The organism is Caldicellulosiruptor diazotrophicus, assembly GCF_017347585.1.
Lineage (GTDB): Bacteria > Bacillota > Thermoanaerobacteria > Caldicellulosiruptorales > Caldicellulosiruptoraceae > Caldicellulosiruptor > Caldicellulosiruptor diazotrophicus.
Genome location: NZ_AP024480.1, coordinates 869676 through 887500, shown reverse-complemented (window position 1 = coordinate 887500; position 17825 = coordinate 869676). Strand labels below are relative to the sequence as shown.

Below are 17825 nucleotides of genomic sequence, written 5' to 3'. Positions count from 1 at the left end.
ATCAAAATTCTCTTTTTTTCGCTAATGTTCGTTTTAGTTTATTACAAGAGAGGATGTTCATGTCTTGCTTTCAGTCTTTCCCATCTTCTATCAACTTCTGCTTGGAATTCTTCAACAATGTGTTTGTACTCTGGTCGTGTAAGGTGTTTAGTTCTTCCCATCATTGAAAGCCATTCAATAACAGGTATTTTCTTTCCTTTTTTCTCAGGGTTATATGTTATGGTGGTCTTTCCATGGTCAATTTCATAAATGGGGTGGAAACAACAATCAACAGCCGCCTGAATAACTCTTCTCTCCTTTGATGGTTCATCACCCCAGTTAAGCGGGCAAGCCGACAGCGCCTTGATATATACAAGCCCTTCTTCTCTCATGATTTTCTGAGCTTTTTGAGCTTTTTTTACAAAGTCAACAGGGTCAGACTCTGCCACTGTGGCAACGTATGGAATATTTGTAGCCGCCATTATCTGAGGAGTGTCTTTATGGAAGGTAGATTTTCCAAACTGAACTTTCCCAACATGTGAAGTTGATGTAGACGCTCCGTAAGGCGTGGTGTACGAAAGCTGGTACCCTGTATTCATGTAGCCCCCATTGTCGTACTCAAATATAATCATCTTGTGGTTTCTCAGCGCAGCACCAATTGTAGGACCCATACCTATGTCGTTACCGCCATCACCTGTCACAAGGATAAATGTCAGGTCCCTGTCAGGAATTTCCCCTCTCTTTCTTCTCTGGTTGTACATCTCAACAAGTCCAGAAAGTGTTGCAACACCGTTTTGGAAAAGGTTGTGTATATAAGTTGTCCTAAAAGCTGTTTGAGGATAAGCTGTTGTTACTACCATACCACAACCAGTATGGAAAAGCAAAACTACATCACCTTCAATCCCTTTCAAAAGAAGATTCAAGTTAGGGAATATACCACACCCAGGACATGCGCCATGGCCAGGAACAATTCGTTTTGGCATTGCTGTCAAATCACGCGTGTTCAGTTTAATGTTCTTGGTCCATTCTGCTCTTATAGGTTTCATATACCTTTTAGGAACATAGTTTTCATCTCCCGGATATGATCCAATATAATCAAAATCTGGTATTTCTTTTTTGCCTTCAAGTCCAAGGTTCATATCTTCAAAGAGAGCCAGAGCATCTTCAAGGAAAAAGTCCTTGCCACCAAGTCCATAGATTCTGCTGATTACTTTTAGACTTTTTCCAAGATCTTGAAGTGTTGCTTTGATTTCAATTGTCATATTGCCACCTTTTGCACCGTAGCTTTCTTGCCTGTCTAACACTGCAAGAAGCTTTACATTTTTCAAAAGTTCTTGGATTTCTCTTTTTGGCCATGGTCGCAATACGTTTGTTGTTGCAACGCCAACTTTTATACCTTTTTGTCTTAATATATCAACAGCTTCGCATATGGTATCATAAGTGGAATTCAAGGCAAATATAGCTATTTCTGCATCTTCCATTCTATATCCTTCAACCAGCTCATATTTTCTACCGCTAATCTTATAAAATTCCTCAAATACTTGTGGAATTATTTCATATGCTTTATCCATTGCCTTGCTGAGTTGATATTTGTTGTTTATAAGGTCGGGTTCGTTCATATAAGGTCCAATTGTAACGGGATTTTCAGGATCTATTGCAACTGTTCGCTTAGGTGGAAACTTTCCAATAAACTCCTGAACATCTTCTTTATTCTTAAAATAGCTCACAACTCTCTTTTGATGGCTTGTAAAAAATCCATCATATGCAACAATTACAGGAAGATTTACATCAGGATGTTCACCTATCTTTACTGCCATTATATTCATGTCATAGACTCTTTGCGGGTCTTTGGCAAGAAGTATTATCCAGCCAGTATTTAATGTAAACATCAAATCGCTATGGTCACCTTTTATATCAAGAGGTCCAGAAATTGAACGTGTAACAAGATTTAATACCATTGGAAATCTTGTCCCAGATTGAACAGGAAGCTGCTCTAAAGCATACATAAGTCCATTTGCGCTAGTTGCATTAAAAACTCTGCCACCGCCCAATGAAGCACCATAACATATTCCTGCTGCACCATGCTCACCATCTGCCGCAATCAGTAAAATATCATGTAGTCCATCTGCTCGCATCTGGTCAAGTTCTTCTGCAATCTGAGTAGAAGGTGTTATAGGGTAGTATCCCATAATATGATAATTTATTTGTGATGCAGCCAAAGCCGCCATTTCATTCCCACTTTCAAAAATTGTCTCTTGTGGTTTTATCATCTATTCTCACCATCCTCATACCATTTTTCGTATATATCAAAATCATGTTTTGCAGAGATTTTTTCTATGTCATATTCCCTTTCAATTCCTTCAACAAGTGCACCTGTAGGACAAATATCAACACATCTAAGACATCCTTTGCAATACTGATAATCAGGCCCCAGATTAAACATCATAAACTTACCATTTTCAAGCTTTCTATCCCAAACAAAGACATAATCAGGACATGTTGTTTCGCAAAGCCCACAGTTGATGCATTTTTCTTTTATAAACACAGGAATTCTGCCAATCCTGCTGGTTATATTGTTTTTTGTTATTGTGTTTGCAAACTCTACAATAGTCCCTCCAATTGGAGCGTTTTTGTATCCCATAGGTCTTCTTTCTTCTTGGTACTCTACGTATTGGTATTTACCATCATATTCAAAAAACTTAAATTCTACCTGGTTATATCCAGCTTCAAGACCTGCCATGTTGGACGCAATTGTTTGCGGATATTTTTTCTCAAAAGTTTGTTTAACAATCTCTTTCACGCTATCTAAACTGATAAATCCAAGCATTCTTACAATTGCGCCAAGCATAACCATGTTAATCCTCGTTTTAACTTCAAGAGCAATCCTTATTGCATCCACTGTTGCAACTGTTCCACTTGCAAGTTTCAAAAAATCTCGAGCCTCATCCACGCTCTTGTTTGTATTCAGGATAACTATTCCATCTTTTCTAAGCCCTTGTGTGACAGGATTTGTATTAACCATATTTTCATGAAAAATAGCAATTAAATGTGGCTGCACAACAGGCGAATTTATTCTTATTATTTTTTCCTTTGGAGCAAATCTTATATACGACTTTACAGGTGAACCTTTCTTTTCAGAGCCATAACTTGCAAAATTTAAGGCATTCAGTCCACTTCCAACAACACCTGCCTCAGCCAAAATTTTGCCCGCAACATTTGCACCAAGTCCGCCAATACTTTCAAGTCGGATTTCGTAGTACCCAAGTTCGTTTGTAGTTGGTAACATTCGATCATCTCCTTGTCTAAAATTCTGTTTATTAATTTTTACCCTGTTGAAGATATAAATTAACATAGTTTAATATTTCGTCTTTATTATTTTTTTCAGGATTTTCTAAAATATATTCATATACACTTTTTAAAACCTTGCCTATCATTTCACCTTTCAAACCTAAAATTAGCAAATCTTCTCCCCTTACCTGAACATCTTTTTTACGGATGAGCTTATTTTCTCTTTCTAATTCATTTAATATTTGTAAAATTTTATGGTCTGATTTTAAGATAGAAATGGTTGTCAGAATTTCTTCCGCTTCTTCCTCCTCTTCGAAAAAAATCTTTTTGACAAGTTTATCTTGAGAGCATTCCATGGTTAAATAATTGCAGAGTTTAGCAGCAACATTAATTTTCTTTTTTTCAAACTTCAAATCTTTCATTAGTTTCTCAATTAATGTATTATTTTTCAAGCAGGCAAAAAAGGCAGGAACTTTGAATTTTGTAGGAATAAAATCAAACTCTACTTTGCCTAAATAAAGGTATATATGTGAATATTCAGAAATTATAATACTACCTACACCGCTTTCATAAAGAAGTTTAAGACCGTAAGAAGAATTTTGACTTTCCAAAGTCTTTGATAGTTCTATATTTATTCTTTCCTTGGAGATTTTTTTTAAAAGATATTTTAGGCTTTTCAGTGCCTCAAAAGTTTCATCTTCTATGACAAAACTTAGCTGCGTTGCAAACCTTATACACCTTAAGATTCTCAGTGCATCTTCAAAAAATCTCTCATAAGGATTGCCAACACATCTAACAATTTTATTTTTCAAGTCCTCAATTCCACCGAAATAATCTATAAGTCCTTCATCTGGATGATATGCCATAGCATTTATAGTAAAATCCCTTCTTCTGAGGTCTTCAAAAAGACTGTTTGTGAACTCTACTTTTGGCCATCTGTGGTTTTCATATTCTTTTTCGACCCTAAAAGTTGTTACTTCTATCTTGACTCCATTTATAATCACTGTTACCGTTCCATGTTTTATACCTGTTGGAATGGTCTTTTCAAAAAGATGAATTACATCTTCAGGTTTTGCGTCTGTTGCAATGTCAAAATCTTGAGGTTCTTTCATAAGTAGATAATCTCTCAGACATCCACCAACCAAATATGCCTTAAATCCATGTTGATTTAATATCCTAATTACTTTCATCGGTTCGTTTTTAAGTTGAATCATAAAAATCACCCTTTTTAACAATTGCTAATGTCAATAAAATATCATACAATTTGATTGTATGCAAAAAACTCTTTTTTATAAGGAGATGACTTGCCATGTTTGACTACCACATTCATTCTAACTTTTCATCTGACTCAAATATGAGTATGGAAGATGCTGTAAAAAAAGCTATTGAACTCAACCTTGACGAGATAGCCTTTACAGACCACATGGACCTTTTATACCCGCCTGTTTCATACCCTGTTTGGGATATTAACTATGAAGATTACATGAATGAGTTTTATTCTATCAAAGAAAAATACAGCACCAAGATTAAAATTAAACTTGGTAGCGAGGTTGGACTGCAACCACATTCTATAGAAAAAAGTTTAGAGATTCTAAACAGCTATTCCTTTGACTTTGTAATTGCCTCAACCCATGTTGTAGACTTTCAAGATTTGGCAGATGGTGTTTTCTATCAGGGAAAAACAAAACAGCAGACTTATATAAGATACTTTGAAGAAACTCTGAACCTCATTAAAAGCTTTGACAAATTTTGTGTATATGGTCATCTTGATATTGTCAAACGATATGGAGATTATGAGAACAAAGATTTTGATAGAGAAGAATATTGGGATTTTATAGATGAGATATTAAAACTGCTTATTCTTAAAGGAAAAGGAATTGAAGTTAATACCTCTGGTTTTAGATATGGCCTTGGAATGCCACATCCAGAATATAAAATCATAAAACGATTTTATGAATTGGGTGGAGAAATAATTACACTTGGGTCAGATGCCCACTCTACAGAATACATTGCATATATGTTCGATTATACTGTTGACATGCTAAAGAGCATTGGTTTTAAATATTTAACAAAATTTGAAAATCTTGAACCGATATTTGTAAAAATATAAGCCCTCATCAGAGGGCTTTTTCTATTATACCGCCACCAACAACAATATCGCGGCTGTAGAACACCACAGACTGCCCTGGTGTTATGGCACGCTGTTTTTCATAAAACTTAACCAAGACTTTATTATCTTCTATGGGTATAATTCTTGCTTTTGCCTCTTTTGCAGTGTATCGTATCTTTGCTGTCACTTCAAGCTCAGATTCCAATTTATCAAATAGTATAAAGTTCAACTCAGAAGCAATCAAACCATCCGAAAATACTTTGTCTTCTTCTCCTAAAACAACTTTGTTCTCCTCAGGTTTTATATCAACTACATACATCCTTTTGCCGGTAGAAATGCCAAGTCCTTTTCTCTGACCGATGGTGTAATTGTAATACGCCTTGCTCTTGCCAAGTATATTTCCCTCTGTGTCAACATACACTCCTTCATCTTTCATTCCTGTCTCTTTTTCAATAAAACTTCCATAGTCATTGTCCGGGATAAAACAAATCTCCTGTGAGTCAGGTTTTTTCGCAACTGGAAGTTTAAATTTTTCTGCAAGCTTTCTAACCTCATCTTTGGAAAATCTACCAAGTGGGAAAATTGTTTTAGAAAGCATCTCCTGGGTCATGTTGTAAAGCACATAAGTTTGGTCTTTTTCTCTTGCTTTTGACCTTTTCAAGAGATATCTACATAGACTCTTATCGTATTCTATTATGGCATAATGACCTGTTGCAATGTAATCCATGCCAAGCACCATTGCCTTTTTTAAAAAAAGCTCAAACTTGATTTTCCTGTTGCACATAATGCAAGGATTTGGCGTTCTACCTTTTATATATTCGTCGACAAAGTAGTTTATGACCTCTTTTTTAAAATCATCTTTCATATTAAAGACATAATATGGTATGTCAAGAATATGAGCTACCCTTCGTGCATCGTCAACAGCAGTAAGTGAACAACAAATCTTTTCACGAACTAAATCATCATCAGTTTCAGTTTGCCAAATCTGCATTGTTGCTCCATATACTTCATACCCTTCTTCTTTCAGGATTGCAGCTGCAACAGAAGAATCTACACCTCCACTCATAGCAACCAAGACTTTTTTCTTCAAAAAATCTCACCCTTTAAAGAAAGTCTAGTTGGTATTTTTGCTTTTTTGCTTGCTAAGATAGTCTTCAATTGCGGCTTTAATTGCCTCTTCGGCTAAAACCGAACAGTGGAGCTTGTTTGCCGGAAGACCGTCTAAAGCTTCTGCAACAGCTTTGTTAGTAATCTGCAAAGCTTCTTCTATTGTCTTTCCTTTCACCATCTCTGTTGCCATTGAACTTGTTGCAACAGCAGCACCGCAGCCAAATGTTTTAAATTTTGCATCAACTATTATACCATTTTCTATTTTAAGATACACCTTCATTATATCCCCACATTTCGGGTTGCCAACCTGAGCAACACCGTCTGCATTCTCAATCTCACCCACATTTCGCGGGTTCATAAAATGGTCTAAAACCTTTTCGCTATACATATCACTTGCCCCCTTTTTTTACACTTTCATAGAGTGGACTCATCTCTCTTAGTCTTGAAACAATTTCAGGTAATACTTCTAATAGATAATCTATATCTTCTTCGGTGTTATCTTCACCAAGTGTTATTCTCAAAGATCCATGAGCAACCTCATGTTCAAGCCCAATTGCCAGAAGCACATGTGAAGGGTCCAAAGACCCTGATGTACATGCTGAACCGCTTGATGCTGCAATTCCTTTCATGTCAAGCATCAAAAGCAGGCTTTCACCCTCAATAAACTCAAATGAGAAGTTTGCATTGTTAGGAAGTCTCTGGTATCTATCACCATTTAGTCGAACATAATCAATTTTGCTTAAGACTCCGTCAATGAGCTTATCTCTCAGTTTTTGAAGCTTTGCAGCATAGTCAGAAAGATTCTGAGTAGCAAGCTCTATAGCCTTACCAAGACCAACAATTCCTGCTACATTCTCTGTCCCAGCACGTCTGTTTCTTTCCTGTGCACCTCCATGCGAAAATGGATGAATCTTTGTCCCTTTTTTGATATAAAGTGCTCCAACACCTTTTGGACCATAGAATTTATGAGCAGAAAGTGATAGCAAATCCACACCCAAATCTTTTACATCAACAGGAATTTGCCCAACTGCTTGAACTGCATCAGTATGAACAATTATCCCTTTTTCCTTCGCTATCTTTGCTATCTCTTTAACAGGCTGTATTGTCCCAATTTCGTTATTTGCAAGCATGACAGAAATCAAAATAGTGTCATTTCTTATTGCCTCTTTTATTCTGTGAGGGTCAACAATACCATTTGGCTCAACAGGAACATATGTCACTTCAAATCCTAAACCTTCAAGATATTTCAGAGGATGCAAAACTGCATGGTGCTCGATTGTTGTTGTTATAATATGCTTGCCTTTATCTTTATTTGCAAAAGCAACCCCTTTTAAGGCCCAGTTATCTGATTCTGTTCCACCAGAGGTAAAGTAAATTTCTTGAATATCAGCATTTAAGGCCTTTGCAACCCTTTCTCTTGCAAGTTCAATTGCTTTTTTGGCTTCTCTTCCAAGCTTGTAAATTGTTGAAGGATTGCCGTACTGCTCTGTTAAATATGGCATCATCTCATCTAATACTTCCCTTTTAAGAGGGGTTGTGGCTGCATGGTCAAAATAAATTATTTTCCCTTCCATATATATATCATCTCCCATTATTTTTATCATTTTAGTAGGGTTTCTATAACTATTATACCCTATTTTTTAGATATAAAACATATATGACTCATTTGCTGTCATCTTTTTATAATCATCAACTAAATCCTGGAGTGTGACAGAGTCTACAACGTTTTCTATTGCTTCTTTGACCTTTTCCCAAACCTTTCTGGTAACGCAAAACTCTGATCTTGGACAGTCAACCCTTTCTATATCATCTATACATTCAGAAGGCGAAAGTGATCCCTCAAGAGCTCTTAAAATCTCACCTATGGTAATTTTGGAAGGATCCTTTGAAAGTATATATCCACCCTGAGCACCTCTTATGCTCTTGACAAGTCCTGCCTTTTTCAATGCAGCAATGAGCTGCTCTAAATAATGCTCAGAAATCTCCTGACGCTCTGCTATGCTCTTGAGTGACACAAGCCCTTCATCATAATGAAGTGCTAAATCAAACATTGCTCTGACACCATATCTTCCCTTTGTAGATAACCTGAACATCTTATATCTCTCCAATTCCGACTTGTATACTCGGTTTTATTTATATAATAACATCTTAAAGTTATTTTTGTCAATAGATTGGGCAAATTAAAAAAGACCATTCATTCTACATGGTTTTTCTTTGTCATCTATTATTGCTCTCCGCTTTTTTACAAAGATGCCTTTACAAAAACATCCTCAAAAATATATGCTTAATTGAGTTTTACTGCGTATTTAGATGCAATATCTTTTTTACTTCTTCTCTTTTTCTATTTTCTCCTCTTTAGAAATTACATAATAAATTATAAAAAAAATCGCCTGCCCTATTTTGTTTTCTAAATTTTGAGAGCAGACGAATTGTTTTTTATTTAGTTGGTAGCCCTAAGGGGATTCGAACCCCTGTCTCCGCCGTGAGAGGGCGGTGTCCTGGGCCTCTAGACGATAGGGCCATTTTTGGCTGCGGGACTAGGACTCGAACCTAGACAAGCTGATCCAGAGTCAGCTGTGCTACCATTACACCATCCCGCAGCATTTTTGCAATAATCAAAAAGCATTAACTATATTAGCACACACATCTGATTTTGTAAATAGCAAATATTTGTTTGCAATAAAAATCCAAACTCAAAAGCAAAAAGGTCAAAGAGGAAAATACCTCTTTGACCTACACAAGCTCTATATAAACCATCATAGCACCGTCGCCTTTACGTGGCCCAACCTTAATTATTCTTGTATAACCACCATTTCTCCCTTGATATCTTGGAGCTATTTTCTGGAACAAGTCATATGCAACATCTTCTTCATACAAATACCCTAAAACTCTTCTATATGATGCAAGATCCCCTTTTTTAGCAATGGTTATTAGCTTTTCAGCTATTCTTCTCAAATCCTTTGCCTTTGCCTCCGTTGTCATTATTCTACCGTGCTTGAACAAAGATGTTGCCAAGTTCCTCATAAGGGCTTGTCTGTGGTCTGTATCGCGTTTGAGTTTTCTTAATTTGTTCATTTCTCTTCTTCCTCCTCCTTCGGCGTGCTATCACTCTTTTTGAGGCTAAGTCCTAAACTGTGAAGTTTTTGAATGACCTCTTCTAAGGACTTTTTGCCAAGGTTTCTTACCTTCATCATCTCTTCTTCAGTCTTATTGACTAAATCTTCAACAGTGTTAATACCAGCTCTTTTGAGGCAGTTATACGACCTTACTGAAAGCTCAAGCTCTTCTATGGTCATATCTAAAAGTTTATTTCTCTTCGGCGGTTCTTGTTTTACAACTGTCTCAATCTTTGTAGGAATATTAGAAAGATCAGTAAACAGGTTAAAATGCTCTATTAAAATCTTTGCGGCAACAGTTAGCGCCTCATCCGGACGAATAGTTCCATTTGTCCATATTTCCATAGTCAACTTGTCATAATCGGTTACCTGACCAACTCTTGTATTTTCAACTTTATAGTTGACCTTTACAACAGGCGTATAAATAGAATCAACAGGGATAACACCTATTGGCTGATTTGGCTGTTTGTTTCTTTCAGCAGGAACATAACCTTTTCCTTGATTTACTGTTATTTCCATAAAAAGTCTTGCGTCAGAGTTAAGAGTAGCAATATGATGGTCTGGATTGCAAATCTCTATATCAGCATCTGCCTTTATATCTTTTGCTTTTACTTCGCATTCACCCTGAGCTTCAATGTACATTACCTTGGGCCCTGGAGATGACATCTTGATAGCCAAACCTTTTAAATTGAGAATTATTTCCGGTACATCTTCTAAGACCCCTGGAATTGTTGAAAACTCATGCAAAACCCCATCAATCTTAACTGCTGTAACTGCTGCACCAGGCAATGACGACAAAAGCGTTCTTCTTAATGCATTACCAACTGTTATGCCATAACCTCTCTCAAGAGGCTCAATAACATATCGCCCATATTTATTGTCTGGGCTCAGCTCTTCACACCTTATTGTTGGTTTTTGAAATTCTATCAACTTGATATACCCTCCTTAAAAATAATACACCATACACGCATCTTGTGAGGGCATTTATTACTTTGAATAAAGCTCTACTATCAGGTGTTCCCTAATTGGCATATCAATATCTTCTCTTGTTGGAAGAGCTATTACCTTTCCTACAAGGTTCTCAGCGTCCTTTTCAAGCCACTTTGGAGAAGGCTTATTTGCATATTTCTCTTTTATCTCCACAAATCTTGTCTTAGATTTGCTTCTCTCGTCAACCTCTATTACATCGCCAACCTTTACAATATAAGATGGAATGTTCACAGTTCTTCCATTTACCTTAAAATGAGCATGCGATACTAAAAGTCTTGCCTCGCCACGTGAAGAAGCAAATCCAAGTCTGTACACAACATTGTCAAGCCTTCTTTCAAGTAATGACAAAAGATTTTCACCAGCGATACCTTTCATTTTTTCAGCCATTTCGAAGTATCTTCTGAACTGGGTCTCTAAAACACCATAAATTCTTTTTACTTTCTGTTTTTCTCTCAGCTGCATACCATATTCAGAAAGCTTCTTTCTCTCTTGACCATGCTGACCTGGCGGGTATGGTCTTCTTGCAAATGCACACTTTTCGGTATAACATCTATCACCTTTTAAGAATAATTTCATTCCTTCTCTTCTGCACAGTCTGCAGTCTGGCCCAATGTATTTTGACAAGACAAAGCACCTCCTCTAAAATTTTATACTCTTCTTCTTTTTGGCGGTCTGCACCCGTTGTGCGGAATTGGAGTAACATCCTTTATAAGTGTTACCTCAAGCCCTGCTGCTTGAAGAGCTCGTATTGCAGCTTCTCTTCCTGCACCTGGCCCTTTTACATAAACCTCAACAGTTCTCATACCATGGTCCATTGCCATCTTTGCTGCCTTTTCAGCCGCAAGCTGAGCAGCAAACGGTGTGCCCTTTTTAGTCCCTGAAAAACCACATGTTCCTGCACTTGCCCATGCAATTGCATTGCCAGATGGGTCAGTAATAGTAACTATTGTATTATTGAATGTTGAATGAATGTGTGCAATGCCTTTTTCAACATTCTTTCTCTCTGAACGTCGGACAGTTCTTCTTACTGGTCTTGCCATATCAATTTACTCCTCCTTTTTATGATTTCTTTCTCATGACGCCAACAGTTTTTCTTGGACCTTTTCTTGTTCTTGCATTTGTTCTTGTTCTCTGACCACGAACAGGAAGACCTCTTAAGTGTCTTAAACCTCTATAACATCTTATATCAATCAATCTCTTTATATTCCTTGCAATTTCAGCCCTCAGTTCACCTTCAACCTTGAAATTCTTGTCTATATAGTCTCTGATTTTAGCTACCTCATCGTCAGTGAGGTCTTTTACTCTTTTGTTTGGATCAACCCCGGTTTCTTTCAAAATCTGTTTTGATCTTGAAAGGCCAATCCCAAAAATATATGTCAGAGCTATTTCAACTCTCTTTTCTCTTGGTAAATCTACACCTGCAATTCGTGCCATCCTAAAAATTCACCTCCAATAAATTAACCTTGTCTTTGCTTGTGTTTTGGATTTTCGCAAATTATTCTTATTTTACCTTTTCTTCTGATAACCTTACACTTTTCACATATTGGTTTTACAGATGGTCTGACTTTCATCCTATTCTATTCCTCCTTTTTCAAAGAGAGTTTATTTTGACCTCCACACAATTCTACCTCGTGTTAAATCGTACGGTGATAGCTGAACAACTACTCTATCACCCGGAAGTATCCTTATAAAGTTCATTCTGAGTTTTCCTGACACATGGGCAAGGACTTTGTGCCCATTGTCAAGCTGGACATGAAACATTGCGTTTGGCAGTGCCTCAACCACAGTCCCTTCTAATTCAATTACATCCTCCTTGGACAAGGCTTATCAACCCCCTACTCTTTTCTATTCTCAAATTCTTCTATCACCTTTGCAACCTCTGCGTCAGTAAGCTTTTTCTTGAGTATCTTTTCTTTTATCTCTTCAGAGACAAACTTTGTGGGTGCTATGTGTTTTATCTTCTTCTTCTTGGGCTTTTTGATCTTCCGCAGTTTCCCGTCAACAAGGTAAACATATCCGTCATCGGTTATATCAAAAATTACAAAAAACCTATTTTTATCTCTTCCCATTTTGGACAGAACAATCTGCCCTATTTGAAGATCCATCTCTATTAACACCTCATAATGTAATTATCTCTGGTAAACTCTCTGTTATAATTATTGTATTTTCATAATGAGCAGAGAGCCTACCGTCGATCGTCTTTACAGTCCAACCGTCCTTGTCAGTATACACTTTGTAACTTCCTTCATTTACCATAGGTTCAACTGCCAAGGTCATGTTCTTGATAAGCCTTATCCCAACTCCAGCCTTGCCAAAGTTAGGGACCTGAGGTGACTCATGAAATTTTCTACCTATTCCATGCCCCACCAAATCCCTCACAACACTGAAGCCACGGCTTTCAACATATGTTTGTATACTATTTGAAATATCTCCAATTCTCTTGCCAGCAACCGCGTTTTTAATACCTTCAAAAAAGCTTTCTTCTGTAACCTTTATCAAAAACCTTGCTGTCTCAGAAATCTTTCCAACAGCAAAGGTTCTTGCAGCATCAGCATGAAGTCCGTCAACACAAACTCCTACGTCTATACTGATAATATCTCCATCTTCCAGCCTTCTCATACCTGGAATTCCATGAACTACCTCGTCGTTGACTGAGGTACATATGGAGGCAGGATACCCATACAATCCCTTAAATGATGGTATCCCGCCATTTTTAATTATATACTCTTCAGCGAATTCATCAAGCTCTTTTGTAGTGATACCTGGCCGTATCAGTTTTTCCAATTCTTTTAAAACCATAGCAACAATTCTGCCAGCTGCTCTCATACTATCAAGCTCAGCTTCTGATTTTATAGTAATCATTTTCGGTCTTTGCTCCTTATTCTATGCCAAGTGCTTTTAAGACCTCTTTTGTTGTATCAGCTATTTCTTCCTGACCATAAGCCACAACAAGCAAACCTTTTGCTTTGTAATAATCAATCACTGGCTGTGTTTGTGCATGGTAAACTTCCAGTCTCTTTTTGACAGTTTCTTCTTTATCATCTTCTCTTTGATAAAGCTCTCCACCACATACATCACATACACCTTCTTTTTGTGGTGGCCTGTAGATGACATGGAAGCTTGCACCACAGTTTTTGCAAATCCTTCGTCCAGACATTCTCTCTAAAATCTTTTCGTCCGGAACTTCAATGCTCAAAACTTTATCAATTTTTTGACCAATTTCTTCAAGTACCTTATCAAGTGCCTCTGCTTGAGCAATAGTACGTGGAAAACCATCTAGTAAAAATCCGTTTTTGCAATCTTCTTTTGAAAGTCTATCCTTGACAATCTCAATCACTATCTCATCCGGTACCAAAAGACCTTTGTCCATATACTCTTTTGCTTTTTTGCCAAGATCAGTTTCGTTCTTTACATTTTCTCTTAAAATGTCACCCGTTGAGATATGAGGTATCGAGAATCTCTTGCTCAAAAATTCTGCCTGAGTACCCTTTCCAGCACCAGGTGCACCTAAAAGTATGAGTCTCATATTTACTATACCTCCATACTAACAATAATCTGCTTTTTTAGCTCAAAAATCCTTTATAATGCCGCATCAACATTTGAGCTTCCATCTGTCTTATTGTCTCCAGTGCAACACCAACAACAATCAGCAAGCTTGTTCCACCAAAGTATATGTTAAGTTGGTGTTTGAACATGATACCAACCAAAGTTGGCAAAATGGCAATGAAGGCTAAAAACAACGCACCCGCAAAGGTAACTTTTGAGAGCACTCTTGTTATAAAATCTACAGTTGGTTTACCAGGTCTAATACCTGGAATGAACCCTCCATTGTTTTTCAAATTGTTAGCAATCTCAACAGGATTAAATACAATTGCTGTGTAAAAATAAGTAAACCCTATTATGAATAGTGCATAAAAGAATGTATACCAGAACGAACCTGATGAAAAGTATGCTTTCACAAACTTATAAAAGCCTGAATTTGGGAAAAATTGAGCAACTGTTGTTGGAAGCATCACAAGTGAAATTGCAAAGATTATAGGAATAACACCAGCAATATTGACCTTTATAGGAATATGTGTGCTCTGTCCACCATATACTCTTCTTCCAACCACTCTCTTTGCATATTGTACAGGTATTCTTCTTTCTCCTTCCTGAATAACGATGATAAACACAATAATTGCAAGTGCCATTACTATAAATAGAATTACACCAATAATACTTGTAAGTGAAAACTCGTTTAGTTTTGCAACATAGTTCCAAAGAGATACTGCTCCATTTGGAATTCTTGAAATAATACCTGCAAATATCAAAAGCGAAATACCATTTCCTATACCATTTTCTGTTATCTGCTCGCCAATCCACATTAAAAACACAGTTCCAGCTGTAAGTGTAATAGTAATGGTAATAAAACCTAAAAATCCTTGACCCTGCTCTGTAATAACAGGAACGCCCCCGGTAAGCCCACTTGCATTTTTAAGTCCAAAATAGATACCAACAGCCTGAATAAATGCCAGAATGGCAGTTCCATATCGTGTCCATTCTGCAAGTTTTTTTCTTCCTTCTTCGCCCTGTTTTGCTAGTTCTTCAAGTGCAGGTATCGCAATTGTCAAAAGCTGCATAATGATGGAGGAGTTAATGTATGGAGTTACGCTCATGGCAAATATACTCATATTTTTAAATGTTCCACCTGCAACTACGTCAAAAAAACCAAGCATTGTAAGGTCGTTTATAACCTTTGCCAAAGCATCCCTATCAATATAGGGGACTGGGATAAACGCCCCCAGTCTGAAAACAAGTATCATGAAAAGTGTAAACAGAATCTTTCTACGAAGGTCAGGCAACCTCCACGCGTTCTTTATAGTTTCAAACACTTTAAATCACCTCTACCTTTCCTCCGGCAGCTTCTATCTTCTTCTTTGCACCTTCTGAAACTTTCTGTACTCTCACTATCAACCTCTTAGTCAGTTCTCCTCTTCCAAGTATCTTCACACCATCTTTTTCTATCTTACTTATAACCCTTTCTTTCAAAAGAAGCTCAGGTGTGATTACTGTGTCGTTGTCAAACCTCTCAAGTTTTTCTACATTAACTTCAGTATACACCTTTTTATTTATATTTTTAAAGCCCCTCTTAGGAATTCTTCTGGTAAGTGGCATCTGCCCACCTTCAAAACCAGGTCTAACGCCACCGCCAGAACGTGCCCACTGACCTTTGTGGCCTCTTGTTGAGGTCTTACCGTGACCAGAGCTTTCCCCACGGCCTACTCGTTTTCTGCTTTTCTTTGAACCTGGTGCAGGTCTGAGTTCATATAGCTTCATAGCAAAAGCCCTCCTTTTTACTTGAGTATCTCTTCTAATGTCTTTCCTCTGATTCTTGCAACCTCTTCTGGACGTCTGAGTTGTTTTAATGCCTCAATTGTTGCATGAACAACATTTGCAGGATTATTAGAGCCAAGGCTCTTTGTTCTTATATCTTTTATTCCAGCAAGCTCACATACTGCTCTCACAGCACCACCTGCAATAACACCAGTACCCTCTGGAGCAGGTTTTATTAAAACTTTTGATGCTCCAAAATCACCTATTGCCTCATGTGGAATTGTAGTTCCAACCATTGGAACCTCAATTAGATGCTTTTTGGCATCCTCGATAGCTTTTCGGATAGCATCAGGAATTTCCGCAGCTTTTCCATGTCCTGCACCAACATGACCATTTTCATCGCCAACAACCACTATAGCAGAAAACTTTAGTCTCTTTCCACCCTTTACAACCTTTGCAACTCTGTTTATGTTTACAACTCTTTCTTTTAAATTTAACCCTTTTGGATCAATTCTTCTTTGCGCCAAGCCATATCCCTCCTTTAAAATTAGAACTCAAGACCGCCTTGCCTTGCAGCTTCAGCAAGCGCTTTTACTCTTCCATGATATGGATAACCGCCTCTGTCAAACACAACCTTAGTAATTCCCTTTTCTTTTGCTCTTTCAGCTATTATTTTTCCTACATACTCTGCTGCTTCAACAGATTTTGTTGAAGATAATCTTGATTTTATTTCAGGCTCAAGTGACGATGCTGCAACAAGTGTGTGACCTTTCTCATCGTCGATTATTTGAGCATAAATATATTTCAAGCTTTTGTAAACACAAAGTCGAGGTCTTTCACTTGTGCCAAAAACCTTTTTTCTAATTCTTTTGTGACGTATTAGTCTTTTTTCATTTCTATTCACCTTTTTATACAAGCCCAATCACTCCCCTCTATTTCTTACCGCCTTTGCCGGCTTTTCCTTCTTTGAGTCTTAAAACTTCATCAGCATATTTGATACCTTTTCCAAGATATGGGTCTGGTTCTCTTACCTTTCTAATATTTGCAGCAAAGTTACCAACCTGTTGTTTGTCAATTCCCTTTACAATTATTCTGTTTTGGTCAGGAACTTCAATAGTAATGCCAGCAGGCTCTTCAATTTCAACAGGGTGTGAATATCCGACATTGAGTATAAGTTTCTTGCCCTGTTTTTGAGCTCTGTAACCTATCCCGACAACTTCTAATACTTTTTCATAACCTTTAGTTACCCCTTCTACCATGTTTGCAATAAGTGTTCGAGTAAGACCATGTAATGCCTTGTGGAACCTCTCATCAGACGGTCTTTGCACTATAATTTGGTTATTCTCAATTTTAACAATCATATCAGGATGTACTTCCTTTGTCAGTGTCCCTTTGGGGCCTTTTACTGTAATAACATTCCCATCTATCTTAACATCAACACCGCTGGGTATATCAATAGGTTTTCTACCTATTCTTGACATCATTTCACCTCCAACAAAAATAAAGTGTTGTTACCACACATAGCAGAGAACCTCTCCGCCAACTCCTTCTTTCCTTGCTTTTTTATCTGTCATTATTCCTTTTGATGTAGAAATGATTGCAATACCAAGTCCACCTAACACTCTTGGAAGCTCATCTTTTCCAGCATATACTCTTCTTCCTGGCTTTGATATTCTTTTTAGTCCTGTTATTGCTCTTTCCTTATTAGGACCATATTTTAGTCTTATTCTGATAATCCCATTCTTTCCATCATCAATTATCTCATAATCTTTTATAAACCCTTCTTCTAACAAAATTTGGGCAATTGCTTTCTTCATTTTTGATGCTGGAATGTCTACAATTTCATGGCGAGCATTGTTTGCATTTCTAATACGTGTAAGCATATCTGCAATCGGGTCTATTACGTACATCTTATTACC

General features: G+C 37.3%; 24 protein-coding genes and 2 tRNA genes. 1 reads left to right on the top strand and 25 read right to left on the bottom strand.

Annotated elements, in window-relative coordinates; translation table 11 throughout:
- Nucleotides 1-41: 41 nt before the first annotated feature.
- From CaldiYA01_RS04120 to CaldiYA01_RS04110, 3 genes are read right to left on the bottom strand one after another with little or no spacing between them, the layout of a single operon-like run.
- Nucleotides 42-2249, bottom strand: coding sequence for a thiamine pyrophosphate-dependent enzyme (locus tag CaldiYA01_RS04120; RefSeq protein ID WP_207181712.1), 2208 nt, complete (start codon nt 2247-2249; stop codon nt 42-44).
- Nucleotides 2246-3265, bottom strand: coding sequence for a 2-oxoacid:acceptor oxidoreductase family protein (locus CaldiYA01_RS04115; RefSeq protein WP_207181710.1), 1020 nt, complete (start codon nt 3263-3265; stop codon nt 2246-2248). Before CaldiYA01_RS04115 ends, CaldiYA01_RS04120 begins: the two co-directional genes overlap by 4 nt.
- 31 nt (nt 3266-3296) lie before the next feature.
- Complete coding sequence (locus tag CaldiYA01_RS04110; protein ID WP_207181708.1) at nt 3297-4481, bottom strand: CCA tRNA nucleotidyltransferase; 1185 nt, start codon at nt 4479-4481, stop codon at nt 3297-3299.
- A 95-nt stretch (nt 4482-4576) separates the two neighbouring features.
- On the opposite strand from CaldiYA01_RS04110, the gene CaldiYA01_RS04105 reads away from it, so the two are divergent.
- On the top strand, nt 4577-5377 hold the full coding sequence (locus CaldiYA01_RS04105; RefSeq protein ID WP_207181706.1) for a histidinol-phosphatase HisJ family protein: 801 nt from the start codon (nt 4577-4579) through the stop codon (nt 5375-5377).
- 7 nt (nt 5378-5384) lie between these two features.
- Here the strand turns inward: CaldiYA01_RS04105 and mnmA are convergent, their stop codons facing one another.
- The 22 genes from mnmA to rpsH all read right to left on the bottom strand — a co-directional run bounded on the left by mnmA (nt 5385) and on the right by rpsH (nt 17816).
- A complete protein-coding gene (gene mnmA / locus CaldiYA01_RS04100; protein WP_207181705.1) occupies nt 5385-6467 on the bottom strand; it encodes a tRNA 2-thiouridine(34) synthase MnmA in 1083 nt (360 codons plus the stop codon).
- A gap of 24 nt (nt 6468-6491) precedes the next feature.
- A complete protein-coding gene (nifU, locus tag CaldiYA01_RS04095; protein ID WP_013290180.1) occupies nt 6492-6875 on the bottom strand; it encodes a Fe-S cluster assembly scaffold protein NifU in 384 nt (127 codons plus the stop codon).
- 1 nt (nt 6876) lies between these two features.
- Complete coding sequence (nifS, locus tag CaldiYA01_RS04090) at nt 6877-8061, bottom strand: cysteine desulfurase NifS (RefSeq protein ID WP_207181704.1); 1185 nt, start codon at nt 8059-8061, stop codon at nt 6877-6879.
- Nucleotides 8062-8127: 66 nt separating this feature from the next.
- On the bottom strand, nt 8128-8580 hold the full coding sequence (locus CaldiYA01_RS04085) for an RrF2 family transcriptional regulator (RefSeq protein WP_207181698.1): 453 nt from the start codon (nt 8578-8580) through the stop codon (nt 8128-8130).
- Between the two features lie 352 nt (nt 8581-8932).
- A tRNA-Glu gene (locus CaldiYA01_RS04080) sits at nt 8933-9008 on the bottom strand.
- Nucleotides 9009-9013: 5 nt separating this feature from the next.
- Nucleotides 9014-9087, bottom strand: a tRNA-Gln gene (locus CaldiYA01_RS04075).
- 133 nt (nt 9088-9220) lie between these two features.
- Complete coding sequence (gene rplQ, locus CaldiYA01_RS04070) at nt 9221-9562, bottom strand: 50S ribosomal protein L17 (RefSeq protein ID WP_013402941.1); 342 nt, start codon at nt 9560-9562, stop codon at nt 9221-9223.
- Nucleotides 9559-10533 carry a DNA-directed RNA polymerase subunit alpha gene (locus CaldiYA01_RS04065; RefSeq protein WP_013402940.1) on the bottom strand — a complete coding sequence of 325 codons (975 nt, stop codon included), beginning with the start codon at nt 10531-10533 and terminating at the stop codon, nt 9559-9561. The genes rplQ and CaldiYA01_RS04065 overlap by 4 nt, the downstream gene beginning before the upstream one ends.
- Nucleotides 10534-10590: 57 nt before the next feature.
- The gene (rpsD, locus tag CaldiYA01_RS04060) at nt 10591-11217 is read right to left on the bottom strand and encodes a 30S ribosomal protein S4 (RefSeq protein ID WP_207181696.1); all 627 of its coding nucleotides are present in this window, start codon (nt 11215-11217) and stop codon (nt 10591-10593) included.
- Nucleotides 11218-11240: 23 nt separating this feature from the next.
- The gene (rpsK, locus tag CaldiYA01_RS04055; protein WP_207181686.1) at nt 11241-11633 is read right to left on the bottom strand and encodes a 30S ribosomal protein S11; all 393 of its coding nucleotides are present in this window, start codon (nt 11631-11633) and stop codon (nt 11241-11243) included.
- A 19-nt stretch (nt 11634-11652) separates the two neighbouring features.
- On the bottom strand, nt 11653-12027 hold the full coding sequence (gene rpsM, locus CaldiYA01_RS04050) for a 30S ribosomal protein S13 (protein WP_207181682.1): 375 nt from the start codon (nt 12025-12027) through the stop codon (nt 11653-11655).
- A 23-nt stretch (nt 12028-12050) separates the two neighbouring features.
- Entirely contained in the window at nt 12051-12164 is a 114-nt protein-coding gene (gene rpmJ, locus CaldiYA01_RS04045; protein ID WP_011917767.1) for a 50S ribosomal protein L36, read from the bottom strand.
- A gap of 31 nt (nt 12165-12195) precedes the next feature.
- Nucleotides 12196-12414 (bottom strand): translation initiation factor IF-1, encoded by a 219-nt coding sequence (gene infA / locus CaldiYA01_RS04040; RefSeq protein ID WP_207181680.1) that lies wholly within the window; start codon nt 12412-12414, stop codon nt 12196-12198.
- A gap of 14 nt (nt 12415-12428) precedes the next feature.
- Nucleotides 12429-12698, bottom strand: a complete 270-nt coding sequence (locus tag CaldiYA01_RS04035) for a KOW domain-containing RNA-binding protein (protein ID WP_013412367.1) — start codon at nt 12696-12698, stop codon at nt 12429-12431.
- A 13-nt stretch (nt 12699-12711) separates the two neighbouring features.
- Complete coding sequence (gene map, locus CaldiYA01_RS04030; RefSeq protein ID WP_207181678.1) at nt 12712-13455, bottom strand: type I methionyl aminopeptidase; 744 nt, start codon at nt 13453-13455, stop codon at nt 12712-12714.
- Between the two features lie 16 nt (nt 13456-13471).
- The gene (locus CaldiYA01_RS04025; RefSeq protein WP_207181669.1) at nt 13472-14119 is read right to left on the bottom strand and encodes an adenylate kinase; all 648 of its coding nucleotides are present in this window, start codon (nt 14117-14119) and stop codon (nt 13472-13474) included.
- A gap of 37 nt (nt 14120-14156) precedes the next feature.
- On the bottom strand, nt 14157-15464 hold the full coding sequence (gene secY, locus CaldiYA01_RS04020) for a preprotein translocase subunit SecY (protein WP_207181667.1): 1308 nt from the start codon (nt 15462-15464) through the stop codon (nt 14157-14159).
- A gap of 1 nt (nt 15465) precedes the next feature.
- Complete coding sequence (gene rplO, locus CaldiYA01_RS04015; RefSeq protein ID WP_207181665.1) at nt 15466-15909, bottom strand: 50S ribosomal protein L15; 444 nt, start codon at nt 15907-15909, stop codon at nt 15466-15468.
- 17 nt (nt 15910-15926) lie between these two features.
- Nucleotides 15927-16433, bottom strand: a complete 507-nt coding sequence (rpsE, locus tag CaldiYA01_RS04010; protein WP_207181663.1) for a 30S ribosomal protein S5 — start codon at nt 16431-16433, stop codon at nt 15927-15929.
- A 20-nt stretch (nt 16434-16453) separates the two neighbouring features.
- Entirely contained in the window at nt 16454-16822 is a 369-nt protein-coding gene (gene rplR, locus CaldiYA01_RS04005; RefSeq protein WP_207181661.1) for a 50S ribosomal protein L18, read from the bottom strand.
- A 16-nt stretch (nt 16823-16838) separates the two neighbouring features.
- Nucleotides 16839-17387: a 50S ribosomal protein L6 gene (gene rplF / locus CaldiYA01_RS04000; RefSeq protein WP_207181659.1), complete on the bottom strand. Its 549-nt coding sequence runs from the start codon at nt 17385-17387 to the stop codon at nt 16839-16841.
- Between the two features lie 30 nt (nt 17388-17417).
- Nucleotides 17418-17816 (bottom strand): 30S ribosomal protein S8, encoded by a 399-nt coding sequence (gene rpsH / locus CaldiYA01_RS03995; RefSeq protein ID WP_013429976.1) that lies wholly within the window; start codon nt 17814-17816, stop codon nt 17418-17420.
- Nucleotides 17817-17825 lie beyond the last annotated feature (9 nt).